This is a genomic window from Saccharothrix tamanrassetensis, assembly GCF_014203665.1.
GTDB lineage: Bacteria > Actinomycetota > Actinomycetes > Mycobacteriales > Pseudonocardiaceae > Actinosynnema > Actinosynnema tamanrassetense.
Window position 1 is genome coordinate 126059 of the sequence record NZ_JACHJN010000007.1, and the last position, 12912, is coordinate 138970.

Below are 12912 nucleotides of genomic sequence, written 5' to 3' on the forward strand. Positions count from 1 at the left end.
ATCCTCTGGGTCCGATCCTCTGGGTCCGATCCTCTGGGTCCGATCCTCTGGGTCCGATCCTCTGGGTCCGATCCTCTGGGTCCGATCCTCTGGGTCCGATCCTCTGGGTCCGCTTCTTCGGGTTCACTTCTCACGGTCCAGCGAGCCCCATTCGCCGTCGTGCTCCCGCACCAGCTCCTCGCACTGCCGCAACACGTTGCCGGAGATCCACGCCACCGGCTCCCGGCACCGGACCAGCGGCTCGTTGTCCGGGCCGCGCCCGGCCTCGGACCCCGCCAGCACCCACGGCCGGACGCCGGGGCCGCGGCGTTCGGGCAGGTGGCGGTAGTCGTACAGGCGGCGGGCGACCCACAGCTCCAACGAGCGGTCGGCCCACCACGGCTCGACGGCCAGCGGGTTGGCGGACAGGCCGGGCAGCCGGACACCGGTCAACCCGTCCCGGCTGCACCCGCTCCGGTCCGCGTCCGGACCCTGTGACCAGCGGACGAACAGATCCGGCCCGCGCGCTTCCACCAGCGCGACGAGCTCATCGAGGTCGTTCAGCGTCCGCATGTGCTCGGACTCCTCGGGCGTGCTCATGGACACGGGTTAGCCCGTTCGATCCGGTTCGAACCCGGCGGACGCGGGTAAGCCGATGCCATGTCCCACGAAACGGTGACCGCGAGCCACTCGCTGTGGACGGTCGACAGCGCCTACCCGCCGGTCCACGACGTCCGCGTCGACGTGGCCGTGGTCGGGGGCGGTATAACGGGTGTGACGACGGCATTGCGCCTCAAGCGGGCGGGGCTGACCGTGGCCGTCGTCGAGGCCGAACGCGTCGGCGGTGGCGTGAGCGGCAACAACACCGCCAAGGTGACCGCACTGCAGTCCACTGTCTACTCGACCATCGCCGACAAGCACGGAATCCACGCCGCCTCCCAGTACGCCGAGGCGAGCATGGCCGGGGTGTCCGAAGTGGCCGCTCTGGCGGCCACCGTCGACTGCGACCTCCGCCGCGCCCCCGCGTACACGTACGCGATCAGCCCCGACGAACTGCCCGCCATCGACCACGAGGCCTTGACCGCCGCACGGGCGGGCCTGCCGGTGGACCGCGACCGCGGCGAGGGCATGGGGGTGCCGTTCGAGGTCTACGGTGCCGTCCGGCTGGACGACCAGCTCGCCCTGCACCCCGGCCGCTACGTGGCGGGCCTGGCGAAGCTGGTCGACGGCGACGGCAGCCACGTGTTCGAGCGCAGCCGTGCCCTGCGCATCGACGACGGCAGCCCGTGCGAGGTGCACACCACGGCTGGTGTGGTCACCGCCGACCGCGTGGTGGTCGCGACCCACTACCCGATCCTCGATCGCGGCCTCTACTTCGCCCGCCTGGAACCCACCCGCGCGTACTGCGTCGCGGCGAGCCTGCGTTCCGGCGAGCCGCCCACCGGGCTCGCGATCAGCGCGGGCAGCCCGTCGTGGTCCCTGTCGGCCTACCGCGACCTGCTGATCGTGTGCGGTCAGAGCCACCCGACCGGCGACCGCCCCGACGACCCGTACGGCAAGCTGGAGGCGTTCGCCCGCGAGCACTGGGACGTGGAGCGGATCACCCACCGCTGGTCCGCCCAGGACCCCAGCGCCTACGACCAGCTGCCGATGATCGGGTCGTACACACCCGGGTCGACCAAGCTCTACGTGGCCACCGCGTTCATGAAGTGGGGCCTGTCCACCGGCACGTTCGCCGCGATGATCCTGTCCGACCTGATCACCGGCACCGAGAACCCGTGGGCGGAGCGCTTCAGCCCCCACCGCTTCAGCCTCAAGTCCGCGCCCAAGCTCGTCGGGCTGAACGCCAAGGCCGCCGTCTCCATGGTCGGCGACCGCCTGCGCCCGCCGGATACCCGGACGCCGGAGGACGTGCCGCGCGGTGAGGCGCGGGTCGTCGGTAAGGCCGGGGTCTACCGCGACGACGAGGGCGCGCTGCACGCCGTCTCGCTGCGTTGCACCCACCTCGGCTGCCTGGTGCACTTCAACGACGCCGAACGCAGCTGGGACTGCCCGTGCCACGGCTCCCGGTTCGACGTGGACGGCAACGTGCTGGAGGGCCCGGCCACCAAACCCCTGCCCCGCCACGACCTGGACTGCTAGCGACACCTCGTCGCGGGTTGACGACAGGTGAACGCGCGTCGTCCGATCACGGCTGCCGACCGCCGACCGGGAACGGGCGGTGAGGAACTTCCGTCACAGCGGCGGAGGTTCCACACATGCTGCGATACATGACCCTCGTCGGCGCGTCGGCTGCCGCGGTCGCGCCGTTCCTGTCGGGTGGGGCGGGACGGCCGGACGACCTGGACTGGCCGGTCGCCGGTCTGGCGGCCGGGCTGGTCGCGGTGGCCGTCTTGGGGTTCGCCCGCAGCAAGGGCGCGCGGATCACCGCCGTCGTGGGCGCGCTGGTCGCATTGGGCGTGACGGTCCGGTTGCTGCTGCGTGACTTCGAAGCCGGGTTGACCGGCAGCCGGCTGCCGGTGCTCGCGATGGGCGCGGTGGCGGTCACGATCGGGGTCGGGGTGGCCGGCAGCTGGCGGGTGCGGCCGGTCGGGGTCGTCGCCGCTGTCCTGGCGCTCGCCGCTGCCGTGCTCGCGCCCGGTGCGGCTCAGGCGGTGATCGTCGACTCGCAGCCGCGTGGTGCGCAGCTCGTGGAGGCTCCGGTGGTGGTCGAACGGCCGACCGGTGGCCAGTGGTCGTGGCAGCCCCCGGCAGACGTGGTCGGGGTGGTCGCCGCCGGTCACGGCGTGGCGGTGGCGACCGCGGACGGGTCGGTGGTCGCGTTGACCGGCGACGACGGGCGGGTGGACTGGCGGTACACGCGCCGCGGTGCGCGGATCGGCACGGTGAGCGCGTCGATGGACCGCAAGGCGGTCGTCGTGACGTTCCGGTCGCCGTTCGACACCAGGGCACAGCTGTTGGTCGCGCTGGACGCGGACACCGGGGTGGTGCGGTTCGAGAAGGTGGTCCGGTCGGTGCAGGTGGACACCGAAGGGGTGATGCCCGGCACCCGGACGCTCGCGTTGCGCGACGGCGACTCGGTCGTCGGCTACGACCTGGTCACCGGCGACGAGCGGTGGCGTTGGTCGCCGCCGGACGGGTGCGAATCCGCCTACGCGCGGACCGTGCGGGGGCGCAGCACCGTGTTCGTGCGCGTCGAGTGCGAGGACCTGCTGACGCTGTCCGCGCTGGACGAGGTGACCGGCCTCGAACGCTGGAAGCACCAGGTCGGGCTGACCCGCCCGGACGGCGACCGCCTGGACTTCCACCTCCACGGCACCACGGACGGCTCGGTCGTCTCGGTGCGGATCGTCACCGCCCGCGCGCTGCCCGGCGCGGTGACGGACGGCCTGTTCGACGCCGAGACGGGCACCCTGCTGGCCCGGCCCGACCGGAAGTGGGTCTTCCGCGAGGGCGTCGGCCCGCGGGTCCTCCTGGAGGAGCAGGTCGGCGCCGGACCTACCGCGATCCAGTCGATCGAGCTGCCCGGCGGCCGGACCACGCCTCTCGACGTCGCCGCCTGCCCGAGCCGTACCGCCGACGCCACCACGCCGACCACGTACGTGCGGGCCTGCGGGGACAACGGCCGTGAGGTGTCCGTCGTCGTCCAAGGCCTGGACGGCTCGCCACCCACCACGACTCCCGTCCGGCTCGACGGCTCGGGTTCGCTACCGGATTTCGAGCTGGTCCCGGCACCGGGCGCGATCGTGCTCACCCGCACCTCCTACGGCGGCACGCCTGCCCCGGTCGTGGGCTTGACCGGTCGCTAGCGAACACGCCGCCCGGTCGTGACGTCAGGCCATGCCGTCGGGTGCGACGGTCGGGAGGAAGCCGATGGCTTCCGCGTGGGCGACTTCGGCCAGGACGAACGCCGCCACGACGTCGCTCGCGGACGGGAAGGTGAGGGTGTCCAGCCGGGCCACCAGCCGCAGCCAGATCGCCACCTGGCGGTTGAACTCGGCGGCCGGTCGGGTCGCGAGCTCCTTCATGTAGCCGTTGTCGTGGTACGCGCCGGGGTCGCCCTTGGCGAAGTTCACCGCGGCGTGGAACAACGCCCCTCGGGCGGGCATCGGGCGGGCGGCCGTCGGTGTGCGGGAGCGGGCCGCGTCGTACTCCTGGGCCACGTGCCAGGCGACGTGGCGGGCCGCCACCTCCACCGCGAACTGCTTGCGCACGAACGGTGTCGTGCGGAACCGCTTGGCCAGGTTCACGTCCACGTACTCGGCGCGGTTGCTCACCTCGCCCGCGCGTTCCTTCTCGATCCGCTCGGCCTGCTCGGTGACCCGGTAGTGGTTGAGCTCGTGGGACAGCACCAGCATCGGGAACCTGAGCGGCGCGTTCCGGTCGGCCAGCAGCCGCGAGCCGATCAGCACGAACCCCTTGGCGGGCCCGCCGTTGCCGAGGATCTGCTGGGCGCCCGCGCCGGTGCCCATGTCCGGGGAGTTCAGCAGGGTGGCCGTCGCGGTGCCGACGCGAGGGGTCAGCCGGGCGCGGTCGGCCCACTTCACCATGCCCGCCAAGCCGCCGTTGCCGAGGTCGCGGAACAACAGGTCGGCGCTGTCGAACATCCAGCTGCCGGGTCTGCGGGCCATGAAGTTGAACAGCAGCGCGGCGTCCGCGTCCAGGATTCCCGCCGACACGTGCTGCTGGAACGGGCCCGCGCCGGCCGGTGCCAGCGTGGCCAGGGTCGGCTCGACGGGTGCGGGCGGGACGCGCCGGGCGAGGGCGGCGTCCAGCGCGGTCAGCGTCTTGCGGCCCGCCTCGAAGCCCCCGACGGGACTGACCCCGTGGTCGCGCTGGAACTGCTGGACGGTCGTGGTGGTCTCGCCGCCCCAACTCCCGTCGGGGTGGCCGGTGCGCATGGTGAGCGTCAGCGGGTAGCGGGCCGGGTCGGCGTCGAACAGCGCCTGCTGGAGTTTCGCCACGACCGCCCGCGGGTCGCCCGGGCGGATGGGCGGCGAGTTGTTGGCAGCCGCCTGGAAGCGGGTGTCGCCGCTCCAACGCGGGTCGCCGAGCGCGGTGGCCGGCGGGACCTGGCGCTGCACGACGAGCGCCCGCACGGCGTCGTTGCCCGCGATCGTCTGGAGCGTGATCATCTGGGTGCGCTGGAGGTGCGGGCCGATGGCCGGGACGCGCGCACCGCCGCCCGCCGGCTCCCGGGGGGCCGGTTCCGCCCGCCGGGTCGGCTTGCCCCGAGCGCGCGGTTCGCCTTCCACCCGACCAGCATCCGCAGGGGCGGCGCAGGTGTCCAGGGCAGCACCGCGACTCTGCCCTAGCGGGCGGCCGTGAGGCCGTTGGGCGCCGGAGCCCACGCCGTCTGGAACGCCGCCCACACCACCGGCGAGTACGCCGGATCGCCCGTCTCCTCCCACTTCGCGGCCTGGTCGCGCTGCCACGCGCAGAGCGCGGCCACGGGGTCGGCCGCGTCCCCGGCGGCGTCCACCGCCACGACGGCCCGGCTCAGCACCGGTGTCGGCGGGAAGTCCGGCACGAGGCCGGTCAGCCCCGCGTCGGTGGGCAGCGTCCACCGGGTCGACACGACGTACTCGGCTCCACCGTGCACCATCGCCGTGACCAGGCCGGACGGTTCGGCGAACCGCACGTCGCCGCCGCTCTCGCACGCCACCAGCGCGACCCGGTTGGGGATCCGCCACGGCCGGGGCGCGCCGGGGCGGTGGCCCAGCACGATGTCGGCGGCGGTCAGCGGGCGGTGCGCGCCCACGGGCGCGGCGCGGCCGGTCGTGTCGGCGCGGCACGACAGGTGCAGCCGGGCGTCGAGCCCGTGCCCGCCGGTGGTGACGTGGCCGACGTACAGCAGGCGGGAGGCGTCGAGCAGCGCCTTCTCCAGGACGTCCCGGTCGATGTCGTCCCGGCGCACGCCGCCGGGCACCTGGGCGGACGCCAGCGCGGTCAGTTCCGGCCCCACCTGCCCGAGCACCGAACCCAGGCCGGAGGCGTCGCCGAAGCCCGGCACCCTCGGGTCGAGCACCCCGACGACCGGCCCGCGGAACGGCGAGACCCGGCGCTCCGGGGCGTTGCGCACGGTCGCGGGCGGCAGGACCGAGACGTCGGTGGTGTGCACGGTCCGCTCCCCCTCGTCGACCCGCAGCGCCTCCCACGGCACCAGGGCGGTCGACGGCGAGGGGCGGATCCGCAGGTGCGGCCGGACTCCCCGGGACAGCAACGAGTTCAGCTCCGCGGCCAGCCGGTGGGGCAGGAGCGCCCGCGACAGCCGTCCGGCCAGGTCGACCTCCCGCGCACGGTCCACCAGCGGCCCGTGGGTGAGCGACCGGACCAGCGCCTCGCCCGCGCTCTCACCGGGCAACGGCGACGGCACCGCGCGGGCCAGGTCGTCCAGCGCCTCCTGCACCAACGCGCGCGGCACCTTCACGACCCTCGGCTGGTCGAGCGCGTGCTCCCACCGCCACGACACGTACAGTTCGCCCGCGTCCACGAACTTCAGCTGAACCGCTACCACGACGCCACCGCCCGCTCGGACCGCACCGGAAAGCCGTAGCGCCGTTCGGCGATGTCGATCCAACCGTCCAGAGTGGAGGGAAGCGCCGGGTCGACCCGGACCCGGGGAGGCAGCGCGAAGCCCACCGGGGGGAACGCCGGGTCATCGCCCGCACCGCCCACGAACGAGGCCGCGTAAGGCAGGTGCTCCTCCTCCGCCGCCGCCGGGGGCGGAGGCAGCGACACCAGTTCCCCTCGGGCCAGTGGCTGCTCCTCGGCGGGACTCAACGAGACCGTGCCGGCGATGTGGTCGATGTAGGCGGCGGCCAGTTCCACGTCCCCGAGCGACGACACCGCCGCGAACGCCGACCTGATCGCGGGTGCGGCGGCCAGCGCCACCCACCGTTCGCGCAACGGCCCGTGCCCGAATCGCTGCCGCACCGCCTCTGCGGCCAGCGCGGCGGGCAGTGCCAGGTCCAGGGCGCGCTCGCACAGCTCGCGCCGCCGATCTCCGTCCACAGTGGACGCCCACCGGATGAGGGCGTCGGCCCGCCACCACGCGACACCCAGCACCACGTGCCACAACCCGGCCCGCTCGCCTATCCCCGCCGCCGCGTCGTACCGCTCGTCGGCCGCCGCGTACTCCTCCAACGTCTCCAGCGCCGCGCCCTGCACCTGGTGGATCGCGATCCGTTCGACCGGCGTCGCCCCGTCGCCCAGTCCCTCGACCGCCCGGTCGAGCAGGGCCAGCGCCTCACGCGGCCGACCCGAACCGACTTCGACCGCGGCCCGCCCGAGCAGGCACACCACCAGCCCGCGCCGGTTCCCGGTGGCCCGGACCAGGTTCTCGGCCTCGTCGTACAGCGCCGCCGCCCGGTCGTTGGCGGAGTCCAGGTACGCCAGCCGGGCCAGGCTGAGCACGGCGGTCGCCTGGGCGCCCACGTCCCCGGTCGCCGCCGCCAGGTCGCGGGCCAGGCCCAGGTGTTCGGCGCTGCCCGCCGGGTCGCCGGTCGCGCCGGCGACCTCGGCGAGCGTGGTGTGCACGAACGCGGCCAGTTGCGGCGCGGAGCCGTAGGCGAGGTCCAGCGCGGTGTGCGCCTCGGCGGCGGCCTCGCCGAACCGCCCGCAGGCCGCCAGGACGGATGCCCGGACGGCCACGATCGACGGCTGACTGCCCGCCAGCGCCACCGCGTCGTCCAGGTCCGCCAGGGCCTCGGCGTGCCGGGCCGCGTGCCGGAGGTTCTCGGCGCGGGCGATCAGGGCGCTGGTGAGGACGTCGACGGTGCCGTACTCGTCGCCGACACGTGCGATCACGGCTCGGGCCAGCGTCACGGCCTCGGTGTTCCACCGCAGGGCCTCCGCGCCGTCACCGAGCAGACCCGCCAGCCCGGCGAGGTTGCCCGCGACGGCCGCCCGGCACACCAGCGCCTCGGTGTCGTCGGACCCCAGGGTCGCGCGGTACGCGGCTTCGAACGCGGACGCGGCGGACGCCACGTCACCCGACGCGGCCAGCATCGCGCCTTGGCTGTTGAAGTTGACGGATTCGTGCCACCGCGGGTCGATCGGACGCACGCCGGCGGGGCGTTCCACCAGCCGCCGGTAGGTCGCCGCGCGGTCGGCGTCGCCCGAGGCCTCCGCGATGGCGGCCAGGTTCGTGTAGGCGTGCACCACGAAATCCGGGGCTGCGCGGGTAGCGAGTTCGACCGTGGCGAGCGCCTCGGCCTCCGCCTCCGCCAACCTGCCGGCGACCATCAGCAGCCCGGTCCGGACGTTGCGCAGCATGGCCTCCGCGTGCGGCGGGGCGTCCACGAGCCCGCGTTCGACGTCCTGCCACGCCTCGTCCCACCGCTCCAGCCCCAGCAGGACGTCGGCGCGCGAGGCGAGCACGACGGCCCGCGAAGCCTCGCCGGTCAGGCGCAACGCCTCGGTGAGCAGGTCGGCCGCCCGGACGCGGTCGCCCGCCAGGTCCGCGGCGGCGGCCAGGTTGACCAGGATGGACGCCCGGTCTTCACCGAAGGCCTTCCGGTACGCCCGCTCCAGCGCGGCACGTCCCCCGGCCACGTCACCGGCCTGGAGCAGCCGCACGCCTTCGTCGTTCAGCTTCCGCCACCGCCTCACCGCCGACCCGCCAGCCGTTCGGTGAGCGTGGCCGTCGGCGAGTCGGGGCGGGACCGGGCGTAGTCGATGATCGCCGCCCGCCGCGCCGGGGCGTCCGGGTCCGGATCCCGTTCCGGGACGGCGAAATCGGGCGCGTACACGGTCAGTCGGCGCTCGGCGGGCGGCAGCAGGAGCACGGTCGGCGGGACGGGCGTGCGCCCGGTGTGCCACCCCAGGCCGTCGGTCCGGTCGAGCGCGATGTCGACCTGGCCGAACCGCGCCGCCAGCCGGACGTCCGGTCGGGGACCGGCGGGGACCGTGACGTCGAGGAATGTCGACCCCCCGTTCCGTACGACCGCCCACCGCGCCTCGGCCGCCGCGTCCACCGCACCGGACGGCACGAGCGCCCAGTCGACCGCGTCCGTTCCACTGTGGACGGTGACACCGCCACCGCCCACCGTGTCGCCCGCAGCCAGCGCGTACTCCGCACGGCTCGACCGGACGACTTGCGGCACAACGACTCCGTAGTCCTCGGCGAGGACGGCCAAGCGGGCGGACAGGCCGTCCACGGCAGGGTCGGCGGTGACCGCGGCCAGTGCGCGCACGGCCGCGTCCTCGTCGTCCAGCAGGTGTTCGACGTCGCAAGTCGCCACCGCGCGTTCGGCTAGCAGCAGCACGGGATCGAGCGCCGGGACGCCCGCTGCCGCGGAAGCCGGCCACCACGCCTCGGCCCAGCCGAGGTGCGCCACGACGCGGCACGCGTCCCGCACCCGCCAGTCGCCCGCGCCGATCTCCACCGCGTCCGAGTCGCCGAGGATCCCGTCGGCCGCCGCCCCGTACACCTCCCACAGCCAGTCCGCCGCACGGGCGGCGTCGTGGATGCGGGCGGCGGGCACGGCGTCGTCGGTCGGCACGTCCCACGCCAGCAGCGCGCCGCGGGCCTCCAGCAGCGCAGTCCGCTCGGGGTGCGACGGCCAGTCGCCGACCAGGACGTCGGTCCCGTCCCGTGCCACTCGCAGGCTCATCCGACCGCCCGCCGCTCCAGCGCCGACCGCAGCCGGTCACGCTGGTCCAGGATGACCGACCGCAGCACCCCGTCCAGCACGTCCCACAGGCCGTCCACCGGCACGGTGTCGCGCCGCAGCTCCCGGCCGTGCGTGCGGACCCACAGCCGCCGCAGATACGCCTGGCGCACGCCGTGCACGTCCGCGCGGACCCCCTCCGGCACGGCCGACGGCATCCGCAGCACGCGGCGCACGTAGGCCTCGCGTTCCCAGCGCGCCCGCAGCCGGGCCGCCGCGTCGCTCCGGCTGTCGCCGGCGAGCCCGGCGGCGGCCTCCCGACCCAGCACCATCACCACCCGGCCGGCCTCGTCGGCGAGCTGCCACGGCCGCGCGCAACGGGCGATCTCCTTCCGCACCAGCGCGGGCACGTCCTCCAGGGCGTCCCGGTGGGCGTTGCTGAGCGGGACGAACAACCGCTCCACGATGGACCGGTCGAACGGCTTGGGCAGGTTCTGCTTGGCCGCCGTCTCCCCCAGCTCCGGTCGCACCGGGCGGTCCCGGTCGGACAGACCGTGCGCCAGCGCCACCCCCGGCTCCGCCAAGCCGACCGCGCCCCTGGTGCCCGCCCGGTCGGCGACCAGGGCGTCGAACAGCCCGGGGTCCGGGTCGGTCGCGCAGGTGGCGAGGAAGTCGCCGGGGCGCACCGACTCCGGGCCCGGCGGCTCGGCCCCGGCCGTCCACTCCGCGTCCAGCAGGCGGGTCAGCCCGGCCGCGTTGCCGGGATCCGCCACGAACCGGCGCAGGCCCGCCAGGGTCGGCCCGTCCTGCCCGTGCACCTCGGCCAGCACGCCGGCGGCCCGGTCGGTGGCGGACGGGTCGAGCCTGGGGTCGCCGTGCGCGGTGGCCAGCTCGTAGCAGCGCTGGAAGTACAGGTCCTGCGGGTTGCCGTCGGTGATGCCCGCGCGCCTGCGCTCCTTCTTGAGCACCAGGAACCAGGCGGCGGTGGCGGCCAGCACCGGACCGGCCCGGACGATCCGCTCGCACAGCGCCTCGGCGTGCTCGGCGGCCACCGCCCCGGCCGCGAACTCCGGGTGGAGCACCGGGCGCAGCACCAGCGGGTCCAGGACGAGCTTCACCGTGCGGGCCAGCGGGCGGCCCGCCTCGTTGCTCAGCGGGGCGACCGACTCGCCCAGCGCGGACCACGCCCGGTCGACCAGCAGCCCCCTCGGCGTCGCCTTGCCCGCGGCCCGCGCTGTGCTCACCCGGCCGAGCCTAGCCGGTCGGGTGTCCGCGCTGGTGGGATGCCGTGCACCGACCATTCCTGTGATCGGTAGGCGGGCTGCCGACCGGAAGCTCTGCGGCATGATGGCGAAGACCCCGGACGGCATGTACCCGCCGTACCAGACACCTCAGGCGTACCAGGCTCCCCCGGTCCACTTCCCGGCGGCGCCCTACGACACCCCGCGTTTCCGGCGGCGGCTGCCGATCATGCTGCTGCTCCCGTTCGTGCTGTTCGCCGCGCTGTTCTTCGGCGGCTCCTACCTGATCTCCCCCGAACCGGACATCGAGGTCCAGCCGGACATCGGCTTCGCCTCCGTGGGCGAGCGGGACGTGCTGCTCGTCCCCTACGAGCGGCACGGTCCGCGCGGCATGTTCCAGCTGATGTTCCAGGACATGTTCCAGGTCCGGCTGGCCGCCGTGGACACCGCGACCGGGGACGTGCTGTGGGACAGCCGGCTCTCGGACGACCTGATCTGGGAGGCGTCGGTGCTCGCGTCCGGCGAGCGCTACACCTACCTGGCCACCGACTCGGGCCTGGTGGTGCTGGACCTGGCCGACGGGTCGACGGTCGCCGAGGGCAAGGGCGTCGAAGGCCTGGGTGACGGGTTCGTCGCCGCCCGCTGGGCCTACCGGTACGACCCGGACAGCCGCCGGGTGATGGCGATGAGCGGCACCGGCGGCGTGCTGGCGATCGCCCTGGACTCGGCGACCGCGACCCCGGCGGACCCGCAGACCTCGGCGGTGTGGGCGAGCGCCCTGTCCGAGCGCGAGCGCGCCGACATCCCGCCGGGGACCAAGCCCGCGGCCGGTGTCCGGGACGGGCAGGTCGCGCTCCGGGAACGGCCTGGCGGCGCTCCCGGCCAGGTGCTGGTGCGGACCGCTCCCGGCGGCGAGCAGAGCCAGGTGGGCGACCTCGCGTTCCACGGCGCGGGCCTGGTGGTGGACGGAACCGCGGCGGCCGGGCACTCGTCGGACCACGTGCTGGTCGTGCACAGCCGGAACGTGAACGACAAGGACCGCTCGATCAGCGCGGTGTCCCTCGCCACGGGAGCGGTCACCGGTTCCGTACCGATCGACTCCCACACGTTCAGCCGCACGGCGACCCGCGCGGACGGCACCACCGCGGTCGGCGTCGGCTCCACCGTCGTCCTGATGGCCCCGGACGGGCGGCTCACCGCACGCCCGGTCGGCGCGTCCGACTTCTTCGGCAACGTCTCCTGACCCGCTGTCACGAAAGGACGACACCATGAGGGCACTCGCCTGGGTCTTCCTCCTCGCCGGGATCGCCGGCACCACCGCGTACGTCGTCCGGGGCCTCACCTCCGACCACGACACACCCTGGCTCAACGGCCTGCTCTCGGTACCGCTGGTCACCGTCATCGTGGTGCCGGTGATGTTCTCCATCGCACGACTGACCAAGGGCGTCTCGCTGTCCGGCGGGGTGCACCGGACGTTCCGGGGCGCACCACTCGGCATCGGCCGGGTCACCGGCGTGGCCCGCACCAGCCTCTCCGTCAGCGACCAGCCGCTGATGGAGATCGAGCTGGAGGTCGACACCCCGGAGGGGCACACGTTCCGCGGCAGGACCCGCCAGGTCGTCGACATCACCGAACTCGGGGCGGTGCGGATCGGGACCACGCTGCCGGTGCGCTACCTGCCGGACGGCCGGGTGACCCTGGCGACCGACGCCGCACCGCACGAGGTGCAGGCCGCGTTCGACCGGGTGCAGCTGGCCAAGGGTCTGATCACGCCGAGGCAGCTGCACATCGCCGAGCACGGGACGGACGCGCACGCCGTGGTGCTGTCCCTGGTGCCGACCGGCGAGGTCCGCCACGACCGCTCGGTGGTGGACCTGACCCTGCGGGTGACCCGCCCGGACCGCACCATGTTCGACCTGACCCGGCAGAGGGCGCTGCCGCCGAGCGTGATCCCGCAGCTCCAGCCCGGTGCCGTGGTCCGGGTGCGGTACCTGCCGCACGACGAGTCCGAGGTGACCGTGCTCACCCGGCTCAAGCCGTGACGGACAGCCGCACCGCGCCGAGGCCGGTCGCCGGGC

Annotated in this window: 10 protein-coding genes; 4 read left to right on the plus strand and 6 right to left on the minus strand. The window is 74.5% G+C overall.

Going from position 1 to position 12912, the window contains the following annotated elements; all coding sequences use genetic code 11:
• Window positions 1–123 precede the first annotated feature (123 nt).
• Window positions 124–579 (minus strand): DUF6098 family protein, encoded by a 456-nt coding sequence (locus tag FHS29_RS22680; RefSeq protein WP_184693607.1) that lies wholly within the window; start codon window positions 577–579, stop codon window positions 124–126.
• A 60-nt stretch (window positions 580–639) separates the two neighbouring features.
• Here FHS29_RS22680 and FHS29_RS22685 point away from each other — a divergent pair, with 60 nt between their 5' ends.
• Entirely contained in the window at window positions 640–2121 is a 1482-nt protein-coding gene (locus FHS29_RS22685) for an FAD-dependent oxidoreductase (RefSeq protein WP_184693608.1), read from the plus strand.
• 116 nt (window positions 2122–2237) lie between these two features.
• Window positions 2238–3788, plus strand: coding sequence for an outer membrane protein assembly factor BamB family protein (locus FHS29_RS22690; protein WP_184693609.1), 1551 nt, complete (start codon window positions 2238–2240; stop codon window positions 3786–3788).
• Window positions 3789–3812: 24 nt separating this feature from the next.
• Here the strand turns inward: FHS29_RS22690 and FHS29_RS22695 are convergent, their stop codons facing one another.
• The 5 genes from FHS29_RS22695 to FHS29_RS22715 are packed head-to-tail and all read right to left on the minus strand — an operon-like array spanning window position 3813 to window position 10837.
• The gene (locus FHS29_RS22695) at window positions 3813–5234 is read right to left on the minus strand and encodes a peptidoglycan-binding domain-containing protein (RefSeq protein ID WP_184693610.1); all 1422 of its coding nucleotides are present in this window, start codon (window positions 5232–5234) and stop codon (window positions 3813–3815) included.
• 56 nt (window positions 5235–5290) lie between these two features.
• Complete coding sequence (locus tag FHS29_RS22700) at window positions 5291–6496, minus strand: CHAT domain-containing protein (protein ID WP_184693611.1); 1206 nt, start codon at window positions 6494–6496, stop codon at window positions 5291–5293.
• Window positions 6490–8592, minus strand: coding sequence for a hypothetical protein (locus FHS29_RS37755; RefSeq protein WP_184693612.1), 2103 nt, complete (start codon window positions 8590–8592; stop codon window positions 6490–6492). The genes FHS29_RS22700 and FHS29_RS37755 overlap by 7 nt, the downstream gene beginning before the upstream one ends.
• Entirely contained in the window at window positions 8589–9596 is a 1008-nt protein-coding gene (locus FHS29_RS22710) for a hypothetical protein (RefSeq protein WP_184693613.1), read from the minus strand. Before FHS29_RS22710 ends, FHS29_RS37755 begins: the two co-directional genes overlap by 4 nt.
• The gene (locus FHS29_RS22715; RefSeq protein WP_184693615.1) at window positions 9593–10837 is read right to left on the minus strand and encodes a hypothetical protein; all 1245 of its coding nucleotides are present in this window, start codon (window positions 10835–10837) and stop codon (window positions 9593–9595) included. Before FHS29_RS22715 ends, FHS29_RS22710 begins: the two co-directional genes overlap by 4 nt.
• A 100-nt stretch (window positions 10838–10937) precedes the next feature.
• On the opposite strand from FHS29_RS22715, the gene FHS29_RS22720 reads away from it, so the two are divergent.
• Together FHS29_RS22720 and FHS29_RS22725 are read left to right on the plus strand one after the other, a co-directional pair.
• Window positions 10938–12077 (plus strand): PA2928 family protein, encoded by a 1140-nt coding sequence (locus tag FHS29_RS22720; RefSeq protein ID WP_184693617.1) that lies wholly within the window; start codon window positions 10938–10940, stop codon window positions 12075–12077.
• Between the two features lie 25 nt (window positions 12078–12102).
• A complete protein-coding gene (locus tag FHS29_RS22725) occupies window positions 12103–12876 on the plus strand; it encodes a hypothetical protein (RefSeq protein ID WP_184693619.1) in 774 nt (257 codons plus the stop codon).
• Window positions 12877–12912 lie beyond the last annotated feature (36 nt).

What these genes read in the sequence shown, in the direction of transcription:
- FHS29_RS22680 (WP_184693607.1), bottom strand. Translation starts at nt 579, where the DNA reads ATGAGCACGCCCGAGGAGTCCGAGCACATGCGGACGCTGAACGACCTC.
- FHS29_RS22685 (WP_184693608.1), top strand. Translation starts at nt 640, where the DNA reads ATGTCCCACGAAACGGTGACCGCGAGCCACTCGCTGTGGACGGTCGAC.
- FHS29_RS22690 (WP_184693609.1), top strand. Translation starts at nt 2,238, where the DNA reads ATGCTGCGATACATGACCCTCGTCGGCGCGTCGGCTGCCGCGGTCGCG.
- FHS29_RS22710 (WP_184693613.1), bottom strand. Translation starts at nt 9,596, where the DNA reads ATGAGCCTGCGAGTGGCACGGGACGGGACCGACGTCCTGGTCGGCGAC.
- FHS29_RS22720 (WP_184693617.1), top strand. Translation starts at nt 10,938, where the DNA reads ATGATGGCGAAGACCCCGGACGGCATGTACCCGCCGTACCAGACACCT.
- FHS29_RS22725 (WP_184693619.1), top strand. Translation starts at nt 12,103, where the DNA reads ATGAGGGCACTCGCCTGGGTCTTCCTCCTCGCCGGGATCGCCGGCACC.